The following is a 16083-nucleotide window of genomic DNA, read 5'->3' on the forward strand; positions in this document are numbered from 1 at the left end:
ACCGAACCGATGCCACTTTCAGATCCGGCACGCATCGCCGCAGAGCGTGGCTCTCCGCGCATCGTGGCGCTGTGGCAAGCGCTTGTGGCGCTGAAATCCACGGTGTCGTTCATGAACACCGGCGCGCATCCCGACGACGAGATGTCGGAGATGTTGGCCGCGCTGCGGTTCCGCGATGGGATCGATATTTCCTATGCCTGTTCGACGCGGGGCGAGGGTGGCCAGAACGATATCGGAACCGAATCCGGGGCCGCGCTGGGTGTGCTTCGCACAGCCGAAATGGAGGCAGCCTGCGACCGGCTGGACTTGCGGATGTACTGGCTGTCGGACAGTCCGGCGGATACGATCTTCGACTTCGGGTTTTCGAAATCGGGGCAGGAAACGCTGGCAAAATGGGGCCGTGACCGGACGCTGGCGCGTTTTGTCCAGATCATCCGCACGGAACGCCCGGATATCATCTGCCCCACGTTCCTTGACGTGCCGGGACAGCATGGCCACCACCGCGCGATGACGGAAGCGGCGCACGAGGTCATGACACTGGCCGCAGACCCGGCGTATGGCGCTTGCGATTTGCCGGTCTGGCAGGTGAAGAAGATGTATTTGCCCGCGTGGTCAGGCGCGGGGCAGGCCTATGACGACGACCTGCCACCGCCACCCGCCACGCTCACGGTGCCCTGCAAAGGGCGCGACCCTGTGACAGGCTGGCCATGGGCCCGGATCGGCCAGCAAAGCCGCGCGATGCACGCGACCCAGGCGATGGGACGCTGGGTGTCGAAGGAGGATGAACGCGATTTTCCGTTGCATCTCACGCAATCGCACACGGACGCGCCGGACACGGGCCTTGCATCCGGTCTCGCGGCGACGTTGCGCGACCTGGATGTCGCGGGCGCGGATACCGTGCAGGACGATTGCGATACGGCGCTTGCCACTTTTCCCGACGTCACGGCGGTGCTGCATCATGCGACCGCTGCCTTGCAGGGTTTGCGCGCGCTGGACGAAACACTTGATGCGGAGCAGCGCGCGGATTTCGGCCACAAGCTGACGCGCAAGGCGCAGCAGTTGACGCAGGTGATCCATCTGGCGGCCGGTGTAGACGCGCGGGCGTGGTTGTCGGACGACATGCTGCATCCTGGTGATGCCGTAACCGTTCACCTCGAGGCCACAGCGGCCGATGGGACCGTCGCCATGGTCCTGGATTTGCCGGACGGCTGGACCAAGGACGGGGACGGCGTGTCACTGCCGTCCGACGCCGCGATCAGCGATCCGTATCCCGACACCTATCTGCCGGGAGAACCGCGCGCGCCCTGTGTCGCCGTGACCCTGACCGCCGAAGGTGTGACCAGCACGCGCGCGCAGTCGTTCGAGGTGCCGCCGGTCGTCGTGCCCGCACGCTCTGCCCGACTGTCGCCCGGTGCCGATGTCATCAATCTGTCCGTTCTGCGACGGACGGTCGTCGTTTCGGTCGATGACATCGCCCCATCAGGTGCCCGCCCGGCGTTGCGCCTGCCGGATGGCTGGACCGCGACGCGCGAGGGGGACCTGTTTCAGGTGACGTTGCCCGACGACGTTGCTGCCGGGCTTTATGAGATCGGGATGACGCTCGATGGCGCGGAGGCACGACAGGTCCGTCATATCGGACGGGCGCATACGGCGCATCGCGCCCTTGTGGAACCTGCCACGGCGCGTATCCGTGTCCTCAATGCAGCGCTGCCGGACGTGCGCGCCGCCTATATCGGCGGTGGGCATGACCGGGTGGGGCATTGGCTGTCGCAGCTTGGCCTTGACGTGACGGACCTGTCCGGCGCTGCGCTGAGCGCAGCGACCTTGGCGGCGTACGATACGCTGGTGATCGGTATCTTTGCGATGAAGTTCCGTGCTGGGCTGGCCGAGGCGATGCCGCGCATTCACGACTGGTTGCGGGCAGGGGGAACGCTGGTGACGCTATATCATCGCCCATGGGACAATTGGGACCCGGACACCGTGCCACCGCACAGGCTAGAGATCGGGCAACCTTCGTTGCGTTGGCGCGTGACAAATGAGGCGGCGGAGGTCGAGATGCATGTCCCAGACCATCCGCTGCTCAACACGCCCAACCGGATCGGCCCAGATGATTGGGAAGGGTGGCACAAGGAACGCGGGCTCTACTTCGCCATGGAATGGGATACCGCCTATGTGCCGCTTGTGTCGATGCACGACACCGGTGAGGCCCCGTTGAAGGGAGCGTTGCTGGCCGCGGATGTAGGCAAGGGACGGCATGTGCATACGTCGCTGATCCTGCATCATCAGATGGAGAAACTGACCCCCGGTGCATTCCGGATCATGGCGAACCTGCTTGCCAATCGCGGCTGAATCTTCGGACCACGGCCCGCGCAACGGGCTGGCGGCAGGTTGGCTGTTGACGGATATGGCGCTCAACATCTGGGCGCTGTCCATCGTGAAGGCGCTTGGGCTGGGATATCCCGCATTCCAGCTTGTGTTCCTGCGTGCGGGTGTCGGTCTGCTGCTGATGCTGCCGTTCATCTGGCGCTATCGGCGCGATTTCGTCGGGTTGACCGACCTGCATCTGCACGCGCTGCGGGTGGGGTTTTCGGCGATTGCGCTCACGGCGAGTTTCTTTGCCATCGCGCGCCTGCCGCTGGCGCTGTTCACGGCGATCAGTTTCACCCGCCCGATCCTGACGATGATCGCGGCTGCCTGGTTGCTGCGCGAGTTCATCACTCGCGACCGCTGGGCTGCGGCGGGTGTCGGGCTGATCGGCGTGATCATCGCGGTGGACCCGCAGGGGATCACCGGCAACTGGGGCTTGGCGGCACAGGTGCTGGTGGTATTGGCCGCGACCGGGGCGGTCATTACGACGCGGCGGCTGGTGGCGGCGCCAACGGTGGTGATGATGACGTTCTACACCGCCGGTTTGACGCTGATCACCGCGCCCTTTGCGCTGACCGGCTGGGTCGCGGTGCCGTCCGGACAATGGCCGTTGCTGCTCGCGATCGGGGTCTTCGCACAATCGGCACAGTTCTGCTTTCTGCGGGCGCACCGGCATGGGCAGGCGGGCTACCTGTCGGTGCTGTCCTACATGAGCCTCGTGTTCTCGACTGTCGTGGGCTACGCGGTGTTTGACGAGTTGCCGAAACCGGGGTTCTGGATCGGGGCGGCGCTGATCGTCGTGGCGTCGCTCTGGATCACGCTGTTGCGACGCGGGCGCGCGGGCGACCGGATCAGGTGATCAGCCGCGCACGCGGGTCATGTCGGGGTCATAGGGCGCGGGCGGAATCACGGAGGCCGCGACCATGTCACCGCACATGTCGATCATGACTTCGGTGCCGGTTGCCGCGAACTTGGGATCAACGAACGCATAGGCGAGATTCATTCCCACCCGATGCCCCCATTCACCTGAGGTGACGTTGCCGATGACCGTGTCACTGTCCATAACGGAAGCCCCACCATGTGCGGGGGCGGTATCGGTGTGGACGTGAAGTGTAACGAGGCGTTTTTCCGGGCCGCGCTTTTTGCGTGCGAGCAATGCATCGCGCCCTACAAAATCGCCCTTATCCAGTTTGACGAAGCGGTCCAGCCCCGTCTCGAACGGGTCGAATTCCGTGATGAGGTCGGCCTTCCAGTGCAGAAACCCTTTCTCCATCCGCATGGACTCGACCGCACGCGCGCCGAATAGCTGCAGCCCATGGTCGGCCCCGGCCTCGCGCAGGGCGAGATAGGCCGCATAAAGATGGGCATTCGGCACATGGATTTCGTATGCCAGTTCGCCGGAAAAGCTGACGGCCATGACCGTGGTCGGAACAAAGCCGATGTGGCATTCACGCACGGAAAGCCACGGGAAGGCCGCGGCTGACCAATCGCCGCGTGCGCAGGCCGACAGAACCGTGCGCGCCTTGGGTCCGGCCAGCACGAGGATCGTGAGGTCGTTGGTCAGGCTACGGATCTGCACGTCCTCATTCTCGCGCAGATGCGCGGTCAGCCAGTCCATGTCGTGGTATTCCGACGCGGCGGCGGAGCCATACCAGACCCGCGCCGGTCCACGATCCGACGCGGGGATGTTGGCGACCGTCGCTTCCGACTTGATGCAGCCGTGGTGGTTGAGCAGATAGCCCAGCCCCACGCGCCCGTCCTTGCGTGTCACCGCGCCGCAGATCATCCGGTCGAGGAAAGCATGGCGGTCTTCACCGGTGATCTCGAACCGGTTGAAGCCGTTGACCTCGCACAGGCCGACGTTGGTTTGTAAGTTGTCGATCTCGGCGGCGACAATCGGGAAGGTTTCGTCAAATCCAAAGCCCAAGGTCGGGTGGAAGTCCGCCGTTGGCTTGATGTAATCCACACGCTCCCATCCGTTCACGACAGTAAAGGCGGCACCCTCTGCCGCGAGCACCGGTGTCAGGGGGGTCGTCTTGGCGTTGCGCCCGGCGGGGCGGTGTTCGTGCGGGAAGTGGAAGCGAAATTCGTTCTGGTAATCCTCGATCGCTTTCAGCGCAGTCAGTTCGACCGATGCATGTCCGGTGAAGCGGCGCGGGTCGACGCACCATGTGTCATATTGCGCCTCCCCGTGCACGATCTGCTGGGCGAGCAGCCAGCCGTGGCCGCCTCCTTCACCGACACCGGCGCGCAACCCGATGATGCAAAACGCGTTGCGCTTGCCGGGGATCGGGCCGACCAGCGGCGCGCCGTCGATGGTATAGGTGATCGGGCCGTTGACGATGCGTTTGATGCCCGCCTCCATCAGCGCGGGCATCCGGGCGAAGGCACCTTCCAGCACGTCCATCACCCTATCCAGATCGTCGGGGCACAGATCGTTGGCAAAACCGGGGTCGATCCCGTCGAGGCCCCAGGTCTTGCAGTCCTGTTCGTAGAAGCCCACGAGCAGGCCGTTTTTTTCCTGACGGCAGTAATAATCGCTGATCGGGCAGCGCAGGAGTGGCATCCGGTGGCCCGCGTCCACGATGGCGGGAATGTCCTCTGTCACGAAATACTGGTGTTCCATGGATGCCACGGGATGCTGCACGCCCATCATCGCGCCGACCTCGTTCACACGGTAGCCGCAGGCGTTGACCACGATGTCGGCGTCGATGTCGCCCTTGTCGGTCTGCACGGTCCAGGTGTTATCCCTGTGCTGGGTCAGGCCGGTGACGGCGGTGTGGCGATAGACTTCCGCGCCAGCCTTGCGCGCGTGAAAGGCCAGCGCCTGACACAGTTGCGCGGGGTCGATGTCACCATCCTCGCCGTCCCAAAGTCCGCCCAGCAGGTTGTCGGTAGAGATCAGCGGATGCCGGCGGGCGCATTCGGCAGCGTCGATCACCTCGAACGTGACGCCCATGCCGCGCGCCATGGAGGCGAAATGCCGATAGCCCTGCATCTGCGCCTCGGTGTTGGCCAGCCGGATGCCGCCGTCGCCGTGGTGATAGCCGACGGGGTACTCCGGATCGTCGCGCAGTTTCTTGTACAGCGCGATGGAGTGGGATTTCAGCCCCACCATCGTCTGGTTCATGCCGAAGTTGGTGACCTGCGCCGCCGAATGCCATGTCGTGCCAGAGGTAAGCTCGTTGCGCTCGATCAGCACGACATCGCTCCAGCCCTCCTGCGTCAGGTGATAGAGCGTGGAGCACCCGGCGATGCCGCCGCCGATGACGGCCACCCTGGTCCGTGTTTTCATTGTTCCGCTCCCTTACCTGACTGGCCGGATTGAGCCTGATGCGGGCGGTGCTGGCAATGCGGTTTCTGCACATTTTGCTGTTCACTCTGACAATCGAGCCTACTGTGCCGTCTAGGGGCGCGATATCTGGAGGCAGTCGGGATGAGCCAGCGGCGGGCACGGGGCGGGCGGAAGGATCGGCTGGCGCAGCGCGCGGCGGGTCCGGCGGTGAACCCCTGTCCACCGGGGCAGACCGGTGGCGCCTACCGCCCGTTGAGCGATGATGACTTGCACCGGATTTACGACACCGCGCTGCGCCTGCTGGCCGAGATCGGCATGGGGGAGGCACCGCCACGGCTGATCGACGATCTGCGTGCAGTCGGTGCACGCGTCGACGATGCCGGACGGGTGCTTTTGCCCGCTTCGCTGGTGAAAGCAGCGGTGGCACAGGCGGCCAAGTTTTTTCCGCTGCACGGACGCGACCCGGCGCGCACGATCACCGTTGGCGGACAGGCCGTGCATTTCGGCACAGGGGGTGCGGCGGTGCAAACGCTCGACCTTGATACTGGCACCTACCGCCCTGCGACGCTGGCCGATCTGCACGCCTTTACACGGTTGCAGGACACGCTGGCCAATGTGAGCTGGTATACGCGTTGCTGCGTGGCGACAGACGTTGCGGACCCTTTCGATCTGGATGTGAACACGGCCTACGCCCTGCTGCGCAATACCACGAAACCGGTGGCCACGTCCTTTACGCTGGCCGAACACGTCGCCCCGATCGTCGAAATGCTGGATATCGCCGCCGGCGGGCCGGGAGCGTTTGCCGCACGGCCGTTCCTGAAAGCGCACGTCAGCCCGGTGATTTCGCCGATGCGTTTCGGCGCAGACGCGGTCGAGGTGGTTTACGAGTGCATCACGCATAACATCCCGCTGTCCTGCATCACCGCGGCTCAGGCCGGGGCCACGGCACCGGCGACGCTGGCAGGCTTTCTGGCGCAATCGCTGGCGGAAACGCTGGCCAGCCTCGTGATGGTCCATGCGATCCGGCCGGGCTATCCGATGGTGTTTTCCAACTGGCCGCTGGTGATCGACCTGCGCACGGGTGCGTTTTCGGGCGGTAGTGGCGAGACGGCGGTGCTGAACGCGGCATCGGCGCAGCTGTCCAACTGGCTGGGCCTGCCGTCGGGCGTGGCCTGTTCGATGACCGATGCCAAGGCGATCGACGCGCAATACGGGATGGAAAAGGGGCTGACGTCGCTGGCGGCGGCTTTGGCGGGTGGTAATCTGATCTATGAAAGCTCCGGCATGACGGCGTCGCTGCTGGGGGCGAGTTTCGAGGCTTTCGTGCTTGACGATGAAATGCATGCGCACACCTACCGCGCACTGCGGGGGATCGAGGTGACCGACGCCAATCTGGGGTATGATGCCATCGCCGATGCGGTCCGGGGCGACGGGCATTTTCTGGGCGGCGATCACACGCTGGCCGCGATGGAGCGGGATTATTTCTATCCGACGCTGGCCGACCGCGAGCAGCCGCGCACATGGGCCGAGAACGGTAGCAAGGACGCGCGCACGGTGGCCCGCGAGAAAGCGAAAGAGGTGCTGGCGACGCACCACCCGCGCTACCTGTCGGAAGAACAGCAGCGTGCGATCAAGGCGCGGTTCAACATTCTTTATGGTTGACCGACCAACCCCAGCTTGCCGGGGCAGGCGACCGCCGCGCCCGTAAGCTGCTCCATATGCCACGCCAGCACCTGATTGCTGGACAGGACGGGCTTGCCGATGGTGTCCTCGACCCCGGCGATCACGTCGAGCGTGCGCAGGTTCGTGCAGGACAGGAAAACGGCGTCGCAGTCGGCCCGTGCGCCGATCTCCGTCGCGGCGGCTGTCAGGGATTTCCGGTCGATCCGCGCGACGTTTTCTTCCAGCGGTTCCTCGAAACTCGCGAATGCAGTGATTTTGATCCCCGCCGCTTCCAGCACGGTGCGCAGCCGGTCGGACACCGACGCCACATAGGGGCTGATCAGCGCGATGCGTTGCAGGTCCAACGCGCGGCAGGCGGCGATCAGCGCCGTGACCGGATCGGTGACGTGAGGGGTGGCGATACCGTCACGGATGAGACCCGCGACGATGTCCGCCCCGAGTTCCGCCGTGGCCGAGGTGCAGCCGTAGCCGACGGCGGCCAGATGCGCGCCGCGTGGGAGGCGTGATGCAGCCTCCGTCAACACATCCGCCATTGCACGCAGGGACGCAGTGGACAGTTCTGGCGACGACGACACGCGGCTGACGAGGTATTCGGTGTCAGCCGGCAACATGCGCCGCAAGTCGGCCTCCAGCGTCTCATCGGCCTGCAGGACGACCATCCCGATCTGCAGCGGGCGTGGGTCCTGCGTGGTGTAGGGCAGGCGGGTCATTCCGGCGCTTCGCTGATGATGACGAGGACGCGGGATGCGGGGTCGAGGCCGAGCTTGGTTTCATCAGCGGTTGCGGCGAGCAGTCCGGCGACTCCAGCCGCCCCGGACGGGGTCGAAGGGAGGCCGGCGTCGGCGCAGGTCTGGCTGCCGACGGTGCCTTCGTCCTCGGTGATGAGCATGAAATGGTCGGCGTCACGCGCGAGACCCTTGAGCGCGATCAGCGACGGTTCCTTGCAGTCGAGGCGTCCCATGGCGGAACTGGGCCCCGTTGTAGATTGCGCCGATCCTGCCTGCATCGAGGCATGGAGCGCCAGTGCAACCTCGGGTTCGACCACGATGATCCGGGGCGCGTCGCCCCAGACCTTGCGGGAATAGGCCGCAGCACTGGCCGCCAATCCGCCGACACCGGCCTGCAGGAAAATGTGCGTGGGCGCTTGCGGAATCGTGCTTGCGGCCTCTTCCATCAAGACGAGATAGCCTTCCATCAGCGTGTGGGGCCGGTCGGTGTAGCCGGGCCATGAACTGTCCGACAACAACTGCCAGCCGTTCTCTGCGGCGGCGGTCTGCGCCGCGACCATGCTGTCCTCGTAGATCGCACCGGCGCGGCGCACCTCTGCCCCCAGTGCGCGGAGGCGGTCCGCGAAACCCTCTGGCACGGTTTCAGCCAGGAAGATCACGGCCTGTGCGCCGAACGCCTGCGCACCGGCGGCGACGGACAGCCCGTGATTGCCCGCACTTGCGGTGACGTAGGTCTGGCCCTTCGCCCCCCCGTCTTCGGCATCGCGCGCGATCACATAGGCCGCACCCAATGCCTTGAAACTGCCCAGCTCCATGCGGCTGCGTTCGTCCTTCACCCAGACTTCGGTCACACCCGTCGCTTGCGCCAATGCAGGCGCTTTTGTCAGCGGCGTGGGTGCGGCCCTGGGGCAGCGGGCCAGCAGCGCTGCGGGCCGCTCTGCCGCGACACTTGGCCAGGGGATGTCGGTCAGCGTGGCAAGTACGGTCTTGGCGCGGTCGGGGGTGTTGTCTAGGATTTCCATGAGACAGGTCTAGCACCGGATCGACGCAGGCCAAGCCTCATTCACGACAATCGAAGCGGTGCGGTAGCAGGAGAACGGCATGAAACGACTGGATGGCAAACGCGCGCTGGTCACGGCGGCGGGGCAGGGGATCGGTCGGGCATCGGCCATCGCGATGGCGGCGGAAGGCGCGCAGGTGTTGGCCACGGACGTGAATGCCGACGCGCTGGCGGACCTGACCGGCGACCGTCTCACGACCGCCGTGCTGGACGTGCGCGACGCGAGGGCGATCAAGGATGCCGTGGCGCAGGCGCGTCCCAACGTTTTGTTCAACTGCGCCGGTTTCGTGCACCACGGCAATGTCATGGATGCGGGTAGCGACGATTGGGACTTTGCGTTCGATCTGAACGTCAAGGCGATGTTCCGCACGATTCAGGCAGCCCTGCCCGGTATGCTGGAGGCCGGGGGCGGGTCGATCATCAATATGTCGTCGGCCTGTTCCAGCATCATGGGCGCGCCCAACCGGTTCATCTATGGCACGACCAAGGCGGCGGTGATCGGGCTGACAAAATCGGTGGCGGTGGATTACATCACGCAGTGCATTCGCTGCAATTGCATCTGCCCCGGCACGGTCGAAAGCCCAAGCTGGCACGCGCGGGTGAAGGCGCTGGGCGAGGAGTTGGGGTCGTACGAGACGGCGCTGCATCAGTTCGTGTCGCGGCAACCCATGGGCCGGGTGGCGTCGCCAGAGGAGATCGCATCGCTGGTGGTCTATCTGGCCAGCGACGAAAGCGCGTTCACGACCGGGCAGCCTCATGTGATCGACGGCGGGTGGTCGGGCTAGACCTCTTCCAGCACCTTGCGCGCGACACGGAAACATTCCAGCGCCTGCGGCACGCCGCAATAGATGCCGATGACATGGATGATCGCGCGGATTTCGTCCTGCGTGACGCCGTTGGTGAGCGCGCCGCGGCAGTGGATTTCCCATTCGGTCATCTTGCCCAATGCGCCGATCATCGACAGGTTCATCATGCTGCGGGTCTTGGCGTCGATCACGTCGTCGCCCCAGCCGAACCCCCAGCACCACGCGGTCATCGCCTCCTGAAACGGGCGGGTGAAATCATCCGCAGCGGCGAGGTTCTTTTCCACATATGCGGCACCCAGCGTCGCCTTGCGCTGTTCGAGTCCCTTGAGAAACAGGTTTTCGTCGAATGTACTCATATATGCGCTCCGTCGTGGCGGGTGGTTTGTGGCAGCATGACGAATGCGGGAGCGGCGCGCCAGTGGGGAAGGGGGAAGCGATTGCCTTCTGCGAATGACGATGGCGCATAACTCAGCTGTGCGGGGCTTTCGGACTTGATTGTCGTTCGACCGGGATCGTCAACATTTGCTCACCTTGAAGTCAGACGGTTTGGTCAACTTCGGTCGTCATGGTCATTGCAAGAAATACCAAGCTGACATTGTTGCGTGGCAGCCAGTGTGTCGAAAGCGACAGTAATAGGATAGGCAATGCGATAGTGAGCAACTGATCGTCGGATATGGCCAGCGTCCAGCAGAACGCCAAGGCTGCGACAAAACTCATTCGAACGGGCACGTTACCTCGCCATACGGCGTATATGACAGATACTGCCACCGCCCAAACGACCGACGCCAATACCCAAGTCTCGATCCAATGCACGACGGGTTCCGTTCCGTAACGCCATAGAAGAAAGAATAGCGGAGTGACCAGCGCGAAGTGCAGATTGAGCCCGCGCACGATAGCGGTTTGACGCTGACCATACAGAAAGACGATCCAAGCGAGCAGCATACCGGCCAAGGCTGCGTCCAGTCGGTCGTCACTTAGCCTCCAGATAAGCAAAAATGCTAACGTGGGTACATTTACGAAGATGGCGTTCAACATGCGCCAACACTACAGAAGTTTTTCGGCGCGCCAACTTTGTTAGGTGAAATTTTTCTCTGATCTACCGTTCGGATCGGCGAAGGAAATGCGCAACGCATTCGCAGTTGCGCGCTTCAACCCGTCATTCGCTATGTGATGCAGAGACTTTCCGTCACCGGCACAGCTATGTGCCACGTCGGTGACTAGCTTCCATATCACAATTTCCGGAAAGCGGTGGTGGAGCCTAGCGGGATCGAACCGCTGACCTCCTGCATGCCATGCAGGCGCTCTCCCAGCTGAGCTAAGGCCCCATCGGTGGCGGTGTCTGACCGCCGGGATCGCGACTTGCGCCGCGTGCTGCTGTCTATGCAGCGGGCTGGGCGAGATCAAGTGGAAAAATCCCGCCCGACACCCAAAATATCAGTCGTCGTCGCCTGTCGAAACGTCGGCGATTTCATCGAGGCTGACGGTGTCGTCATCGTCGTCATCGTCGAGCACATCGTCGGCCAGATCGACGTCGTCGTCATCGTCGTCGTCGTCGAGCACCAGATCCTCGTCGGCGTCGGCCTCTTTCATCTTCTTGGTCTGCGCGTCCTCGGCATCGGCCACCATGGTGCGGGTCTTGCCGGTTTCCACGGGCACTTCCTTGCCCGTGTAGGGGCTGATCACGGGGGACGCGTTGAGGTCATAAAAACGTTTGCCGGTCTCGGGGCAGAGGCGCTTGGTGCCCCACTCTTCCTTTGGCATTGTCGTTCCCTTCAAAACTGGTCGCGTACCGGCGGGCGGCACTTGCGGTGGATCGTCGCCAACTGCCATAAGCCACCCATGGTGTCAAAGGCTTTGGCACGGCTGAAATACGGAAAAGCGCATATGGGCGAACACGTCCTGAAAGGCAACCCCCCGATCACCGTGACACTGCGGCGGTCGGCCCGCGCACGGCGGCTTTCGCTGCGGGTGTCGCGGCTTGACGGGCGGGTGTCGCTGACCCTGCCGCAGCGCACGCCGGAGCGGGAAGCGGTTGCGTTTCTGACGGATCGCGAGGACTGGCTGCGCGGACATTTGGCACAGGTGGAACCGATGCGGCAGGTCACTGTCGGGGGAACCGTGTTGCTGCGCGGGGTCGAAACGCTGATCGTGGCCGGTGCTGGCAAACGCGCGATGGAACGGGACGGCACGCTGATCGTGCCCGCTGACGCCACGGCGGGGCCGAAGGTGCAGGCCTTTCTGAAACTGGCGGCGCGGGATGCGCTGGCTGCCGCGTCGGATCGTTATGCGGCTATGCTGGGCCGGGACTATGCTCGCCTGTCGCTGCGCGATACCCGGTCGCGCTGGGGATCGTGTTCGTCAAAGGGCGTGCTGATGTATTCCTGGCGGCTGATCATGGCCCCACCCGCCGTTCTCGAATATGTGGCGGCGCACGAGGTGGCGCATCTGGCGGAAATGAACCATTCACCTGCCTTCTGGGCTGTTGTGGAAAGGCTTTATCCCGGTCATCAGCCGCACCGGGCCTGGTTGCGCCGTCACGGCGACCGGTTGCACCGCGTCGATTTCGGGAATTGACGCAGACGCACCCTGTGATCACAAACAGCGCATGCTACCGCTTCGTCCCACCGACACCGCCGCAGCCGCGCACGAGCGTGTCTATCGTGCGCTGCGCACCCAGATCATGCACGGAGAGGTCACACCGGGAGAGGCGCTGACCCTGCGCGGGATCGGCAAGCAGTTCGGCGTGTCCATGACACCGGCCCGCGAGGCGTTGCGCCGGCTTGTGGCCGAGGGCGCGTTGTCGCTGTCCTCGTCCGGTCGGGTCAGCGCGCCTGCGCTGTCGAACGAGCGGATCGAGGAACTGGCGAGCCTGCGCGCCATGCTAGAACCGGAGTTGGCCAGCCGTGCCCTGCCGCGGGCGCATATGGCGCTGATCGAACGGCTGGAGGCGATCAACCAAGGTGTCAGCCAGATGATTTCCCGGCATGATGCGACGGGCTACATTCGGATGAACCTCGAATTTCACCGCGCACTTTATCTGCGTGCGCAGGCACCGGCGATGCTTGCGATGACGGAAACGGTCTGGCTGCAGCTGGGGCCGACGATGCGGGCGCTTTACGGGCGGCTGAACCGGACCGAGCCGCCGCACAATCATCGCCTGATCCTTGCCGCGCTGAAAGCCGGTGACGACCCGAGCCTGCGTCTGGCCGTGCGGTCGGACGCGACGCAGGGTTTGCGGATGCTCAAGGCCTAGAGCCGGATATCGTAGCGCCGTGCGAACCAAGCGAAAAACGGGATCTCCATGATCGCCATGGTGACGATCGAGAACAGCCACCAGTGGGCATCGAACAGGATCAGGTTGAACGACAACCCCTTGCCGGCGAACAGCAATCCGGCCAGCAACAGGGCCGCACCGCTGATCGCCGCGTCGCGCCACAGGATCGCGGGCAGGGACTTGTCTGTCAGGGCCGGGTAGGCGACGAGATAGGCGTAGATCAGCAGAACGCCATTGATCACGATGATCGTCAGTTCGGGTGACATGGCCCGCTCACATATGGATCGGGCCGTCGCCGCAGGCGAGCGCTGCCTCGCGCACCGCTTCGGAATAGGTCGGGTGGGCGTGGCAGGTGCGGGCGACGTCCTCGGCGGCGGCGCCGAATTCCATCGCCACGCAAATCTCGTGGATCAGATCGCCCGCCATCGGACCGATGATATGCGCGCCCAGGATACGGTCGGTTTCCTTGTCCGCCAGCAGTTTGACGAAACCGTCGGCGGCGAAATTCGCCTTGGCGCGGCCATTGCCCATGAAAGGAAACTTGCCGACCTTGTAGGCGCGGCCCGCTTCCTTGAGTTGCTGTTCGGTCTGACCGACCATCGCGACCTCAGGGTGGGTGTAGATCACGCCGGGGATCACGCCGTAGTTCACGTGCGGATGTTGCCCGGCGATGCCTTCGGCGACGGCCATGCCCTCGTCCTCGGCCTTGTGGGCGAGCATGGGGCCGTCGATCGCGTCGCCGATGGCGTAGATGCCTTTGACGTTGGTCGCATACCGATCATCGGTCTTGATTTGGCCGCGGTCGGACATTTCGACGCCGAGCGCGTCGAGCCCCAGACCGTCGGTGTAGGGTTTGCGCCCCGTGGCGACGAGGACGGTATCGGCGGTGATCGTGTCCTCGCTGTTGTCCTTGCGCATCCTGAAGCTGACCTTGGCCTTGTTGTTCTTGACTTCGACGCCTTCGACGGCAGCGCCCAGTTTGAACTTAAGCCCCTGTTTCGTCAGCAATTTCTGGAACGTCTTGGCGACCTCTGCATCCATGCCGGGGGTGATCGCATCAAGGTATTCGATCACCGTGACCTCTGCGCCCAGACGGGCGTAGACGGAACCGAGTTCCAGCCCGATTACGCCTGCGCCGATCACGACCATGGTTTTTGGCACCTTGCCCAGTTCCAGCGCGCCGGTAGAGGTGACGACGGTTTTCTCGTCCACCTCGATCCCCGGCAGGGCCGAGGGTTCGGAGCCGGTCGCGATGATGATGTGCTTGGCCTCGTGAGTGTCGTCGCCGACCTTGACCTTGCCCGCTTCCGGGATCGAACCCCAGCCCTTGAGCCAATCTATCTTGTTCTTTTTCATCAGGAATTCGACACCGGAGGTGTTCTGCCCGATGACCTTGTCCTTGTAGGCCAGCATCTGTTTCCAATCGACGGAGGGCGCTTTGCCCTTCAGCCCCATGTCGGCAAAATTGTGCTCTGCCTCGTGCAGCATTTCGGTGGCGTGCAGCAGCGCCTTGGAAGGGATGCAACCGACGTTGAGACAGGTGCCGCCCAGCGTTTCGCGGCCTTCGACGATGGCGGTTTTCAGGCCGAGTTGCGCGCAGCGGATCGCGCTGACGTACCCACCGGGGCCACTTCCGATCACGATGACATCATAGCTGGACATGGGGGTCTCCTTTGGAAAAACGGCCTGTGATTTGCGTGCACCGGGCGTGCACAGCGCGTGCACCGACTGTGTCAGAATAAGAGGGCGGAAAGCAACATTAGCATGGTCGCCAGAAAGCCCGCGAACCAGATGAACGACCGCCACGGCACCCAGCCGAAGTAATAGGCGGGGATGTAGAGGATGCGGGCGATCAGGTAGGTCCAGGCGCAGTAGCCGGAAAAGGCGGTGGCCTTGTCGCCCAGAACCACGACGACGACAGCGGTGGTGAAGAGGATCAGTGCCTCGAAATGATTGTTCATGGCGCGGGCGAGGCGGCCGGTTTTGGTGCTGAGCTGTTCCAGCATCGTCTTGCCGCCCATCCGTTCGGGATCGCGCGGAGAGGCAGTCTTGCCGGTGCCGAGTTCGATATTCGCGGGCACCGCCATCAGCACGAATTGCAACCCCTGCAAAAGACCGGCGAGGGCGAGGACCGTAAGTTCGGGGGTCATGAGCGCGTATCCTTGATGACGGTCTGGCAGGCGTTGCAGGTGATCGTGCCCTGCCATCGGTCGTATTCGTGCGTGGTGACGACCGAGAAAAGGTCGGTCGATTTCGGATCGTAGTGCTTCTTCCAGTCGTCCTTGGCACGGTCGGGGTTGAGATTGACGCCGACGATCCAATCCACGTCTTCACGAATGCCGCAGACGGGGCAGTGGTATGTGACCGGATCGCGGTAGGCCATATCAGAGTAGCGGCAAAAGCATCATCACCAGCCCGGCGATGGAGGCGAACCACGCCACGCTGCGCACCAGCGGAATGCCGGAGGCGTAGGCGGGGATATAGGCGATCCTCGCCCAGAACCAGATAGCAGCCCCGAGGGCTGTCGTGGCCGTGCCGCTTTCGGTGACGTGCAGGATCAGGGCGAGGGCGATGAATGCGGGCCAGGTTTGAAGGTAATTGTGCAACGCCCGCTCGATCCGCGCCGCGATTTCGTTCTGGTCGCGCTTTTCGTCCTGCGGGCCAAGCGCCCAGCCGATCCCTTTGCTGAGGTCCGAGAATGTCGCCTGCACGATGACGTGGACGAGCAGGAGGATGACGGAATAGGTGAGGTAGGTGAGTTCAGGGGTCATTTATTGTGCTCCTTAGTCATCGTCGGACTTGATCCGGCGATCGGTAGCCAGAGGTCGTGCCAGTCGAGGCTTTGCGTTTCGATCATGTCTGGTTTCTGT

17 protein-coding genes and 1 tRNA gene are annotated in these 16083 nt (G+C 63.7%); 6 read left to right on the forward strand and 12 right to left on the reverse strand.

The genetic code is table 11. The features are described 5' to 3' along the window. Positions 1 to 9: 9 nt before the first annotated feature. Complete coding sequence (locus tag AC04PH_RS14190) at positions 10 to 2349, forward strand: PIG-L family deacetylase (protein ID WP_483066472.1); 2340 nt, start codon at positions 10 to 12, stop codon at positions 2347 to 2349. After that, on the forward strand, positions 2333 to 3226 hold the full coding sequence (locus AC04PH_RS14195; RefSeq protein ID WP_483066473.1) for a DMT family transporter: 894 nt from the start codon (positions 2333 to 2335) through the stop codon (positions 3224 to 3226). The genes AC04PH_RS14190 and AC04PH_RS14195 overlap by 17 nt, the downstream gene beginning before the upstream one ends. On the opposite strand, the gene AC04PH_RS14200 is transcribed toward AC04PH_RS14195, so the two are convergent. Beyond that, positions 3227 to 5662, reverse strand: a complete 2436-nt coding sequence (locus tag AC04PH_RS14200; protein ID WP_483066474.1) for a GcvT family protein — start codon at positions 5660 to 5662, stop codon at positions 3227 to 3229. A gap of 141 nt (positions 5663 to 5803) precedes the next feature. Here AC04PH_RS14200 and AC04PH_RS14205 point away from each other — a divergent pair, with 141 nt between their 5' ends. Then, the gene (locus tag AC04PH_RS14205; RefSeq protein WP_483066475.1) at positions 5804 to 7324 is read left to right on the forward strand and encodes a trimethylamine methyltransferase family protein; all 1521 of its coding nucleotides are present in this window, start codon (positions 5804 to 5806) and stop codon (positions 7322 to 7324) included. Here the strand turns inward: AC04PH_RS14205 and AC04PH_RS14210 are convergent. Together AC04PH_RS14210 and AC04PH_RS14215 are read right to left on the reverse strand one after the other, a co-directional pair. Beyond that, entirely contained in the window at positions 7315 to 8055 is a 741-nt protein-coding gene (locus AC04PH_RS14210; protein WP_483066476.1) for a maleate cis-trans isomerase family protein, read from the reverse strand. The two genes, AC04PH_RS14205 and AC04PH_RS14210, sit on opposite strands and share 10 nt — an antisense overlap. Further along, positions 8052 to 9095: a pyridoxal-phosphate dependent enzyme gene (locus AC04PH_RS14215; RefSeq protein WP_483066477.1), complete on the reverse strand. Its 1044-nt coding sequence runs from the start codon at positions 9093 to 9095 to the stop codon at positions 8052 to 8054. Before AC04PH_RS14215 ends, AC04PH_RS14210 begins: the two co-directional genes overlap by 4 nt. A 79-nt stretch (positions 9096 to 9174) precedes the next feature. Between AC04PH_RS14215 and AC04PH_RS14220 the strand changes: the two genes are divergently transcribed. Further along, positions 9175 to 9918 carry an SDR family oxidoreductase gene (locus AC04PH_RS14220; RefSeq protein ID WP_483066478.1) on the forward strand — a complete coding sequence of 248 codons (744 nt, stop codon included), beginning with the start codon at positions 9175 to 9177 and terminating at the stop codon, positions 9916 to 9918. On the opposite strand, the gene AC04PH_RS14225 is transcribed toward AC04PH_RS14220, so the two are convergent. The 4 genes from AC04PH_RS14225 to AC04PH_RS14240 all read right to left on the reverse strand — a co-directional run bounded on the left by AC04PH_RS14225 (position 9915) and on the right by AC04PH_RS14240 (position 11700). Further along, positions 9915 to 10295, reverse strand: a complete 381-nt coding sequence (locus AC04PH_RS14225) for a carboxymuconolactone decarboxylase family protein (protein WP_483066479.1) — start codon at positions 10293 to 10295, stop codon at positions 9915 to 9917. The genes AC04PH_RS14220 and AC04PH_RS14225 overlap by 4 nt on opposite strands. Before the next feature lie 181 nt (positions 10296 to 10476). Continuing rightward, complete coding sequence (locus AC04PH_RS14230) at positions 10477 to 10890, reverse strand: hypothetical protein (protein WP_483066480.1); 414 nt, start codon at positions 10888 to 10890, stop codon at positions 10477 to 10479. A gap of 298 nt (positions 10891 to 11188) precedes the next feature. After that, positions 11189 to 11264, reverse strand: a tRNA-Ala gene (locus AC04PH_RS14235). Between the two features lie 109 nt (positions 11265 to 11373). Next, positions 11374 to 11700 (reverse strand): TIGR02300 family protein, encoded by a 327-nt coding sequence (locus tag AC04PH_RS14240; RefSeq protein WP_483066481.1) that lies wholly within the window; start codon positions 11698 to 11700, stop codon positions 11374 to 11376. Between the two features lie 123 nt (positions 11701 to 11823). Between AC04PH_RS14240 and AC04PH_RS14245 the strand changes: the two genes are divergently transcribed. Further along, positions 11824 to 12513, forward strand: a complete 690-nt coding sequence (locus tag AC04PH_RS14245) for a M48 family metallopeptidase (protein WP_483066482.1) — start codon at positions 11824 to 11826, stop codon at positions 12511 to 12513. 31 nt (positions 12514 to 12544) lie between these two features. Continuing rightward, positions 12545 to 13192: a GntR family transcriptional regulator gene (locus AC04PH_RS14250; RefSeq protein WP_483066483.1), complete on the forward strand. Its 648-nt coding sequence runs from the start codon at positions 12545 to 12547 to the stop codon at positions 13190 to 13192. Here AC04PH_RS14250 and AC04PH_RS14255 read toward each other — a convergent pair. The 5 genes from AC04PH_RS14255 to AC04PH_RS14275 form a co-directional block, all read right to left on the reverse strand. Continuing rightward, complete coding sequence (locus AC04PH_RS14255) at positions 13189 to 13479, reverse strand: hypothetical protein (protein WP_483066484.1); 291 nt, start codon at positions 13477 to 13479, stop codon at positions 13189 to 13191. The genes AC04PH_RS14250 and AC04PH_RS14255 overlap by 4 nt on opposite strands. Before the next feature lie 7 nt (positions 13480 to 13486). After that, positions 13487 to 14875 (reverse strand): dihydrolipoyl dehydrogenase, encoded by a 1389-nt coding sequence (gene lpdA, locus AC04PH_RS14260; RefSeq protein ID WP_483066485.1) that lies wholly within the window; start codon positions 14873 to 14875, stop codon positions 13487 to 13489. A 71-nt stretch (positions 14876 to 14946) separates the two neighbouring features. Further along, a complete protein-coding gene (locus tag AC04PH_RS14265) occupies positions 14947 to 15363 on the reverse strand; it encodes an MAPEG family protein (protein ID WP_483066486.1) in 417 nt (138 codons plus the stop codon). Next, positions 15360 to 15596: a hypothetical protein gene (locus AC04PH_RS14270; RefSeq protein WP_483066487.1), complete on the reverse strand. Its 237-nt coding sequence runs from the start codon at positions 15594 to 15596 to the stop codon at positions 15360 to 15362. Before AC04PH_RS14270 ends, AC04PH_RS14265 begins: the two co-directional genes overlap by 4 nt. Before the next feature lies 1 nt (position 15597). Further along, positions 15598 to 15984 carry an MAPEG family protein gene (locus AC04PH_RS14275; protein ID WP_483066488.1) on the reverse strand — a complete coding sequence of 129 codons (387 nt, stop codon included), beginning with the start codon at positions 15982 to 15984 and terminating at the stop codon, positions 15598 to 15600. Positions 15985 to 16083: the final 99 nt, after the last annotated feature.

This window comes from Yoonia sp. KMU-150, from assembly GCF_056858355.1.

What these genes read in the sequence shown, in the direction of transcription:
- lpdA (WP_483066485.1), bottom strand. Translation starts at nt 14,875, where the DNA reads ATGTCCAGCTATGATGTCATCGTGATCGGAAGTGGCCCCGGTGGGTAC.
- AC04PH_RS14270 (WP_483066487.1), bottom strand. Translation starts at nt 15,596, where the DNA reads ATGGCCTACCGCGATCCGGTCACATACCACTGCCCCGTCTGCGGCATT.
- AC04PH_RS14210 (WP_483066476.1), bottom strand. Translation starts at nt 8,055, where the DNA reads ATGACCCGCCTGCCCTACACCACGCAGGACCCACGCCCGCTGCAGATC.
- AC04PH_RS14190 (WP_483066472.1), top strand. Translation starts at nt 10, where the DNA reads ATGCCACTTTCAGATCCGGCACGCATCGCCGCAGAGCGTGGCTCTCCG.
- AC04PH_RS14200 (WP_483066474.1), bottom strand. Translation starts at nt 5,662, where the DNA reads ATGAAAACACGGACCAGGGTGGCCGTCATCGGCGGCGGCATCGCCGGG.
- AC04PH_RS14240 (WP_483066481.1), bottom strand. Translation starts at nt 11,700, where the DNA reads ATGCCAAAGGAAGAGTGGGGCACCAAGCGCCTCTGCCCCGAGACCGGC.
- AC04PH_RS14250 (WP_483066483.1), top strand. Translation starts at nt 12,545, where the DNA reads ATGCTACCGCTTCGTCCCACCGACACCGCCGCAGCCGCGCACGAGCGT.
- AC04PH_RS14255 (WP_483066484.1), bottom strand. Translation starts at nt 13,479, where the DNA reads ATGTCACCCGAACTGACGATCATCGTGATCAATGGCGTTCTGCTGATC.
- AC04PH_RS14220 (WP_483066478.1), top strand. Translation starts at nt 9,175, where the DNA reads ATGAAACGACTGGATGGCAAACGCGCGCTGGTCACGGCGGCGGGGCAG.
- AC04PH_RS14275 (WP_483066488.1), bottom strand. Translation starts at nt 15,984, where the DNA reads ATGACCCCTGAACTCACCTACCTCACCTATTCCGTCATCCTCCTGCTC.
- AC04PH_RS14215 (WP_483066477.1), bottom strand. Translation starts at nt 9,095, where the DNA reads ATGGAAATCCTAGACAACACCCCCGACCGCGCCAAGACCGTACTTGCC.
- AC04PH_RS14265 (WP_483066486.1), bottom strand. Translation starts at nt 15,363, where the DNA reads ATGACCCCCGAACTTACGGTCCTCGCCCTCGCCGGTCTTTTGCAGGGG.
- AC04PH_RS14225 (WP_483066479.1), bottom strand. Translation starts at nt 10,295, where the DNA reads ATGAGTACATTCGACGAAAACCTGTTTCTCAAGGGACTCGAACAGCGC.
- AC04PH_RS14205 (WP_483066475.1), top strand. Translation starts at nt 5,804, where the DNA reads ATGAGCCAGCGGCGGGCACGGGGCGGGCGGAAGGATCGGCTGGCGCAG.
- AC04PH_RS14245 (WP_483066482.1), top strand. Translation starts at nt 11,824, where the DNA reads ATGGGCGAACACGTCCTGAAAGGCAACCCCCCGATCACCGTGACACTG.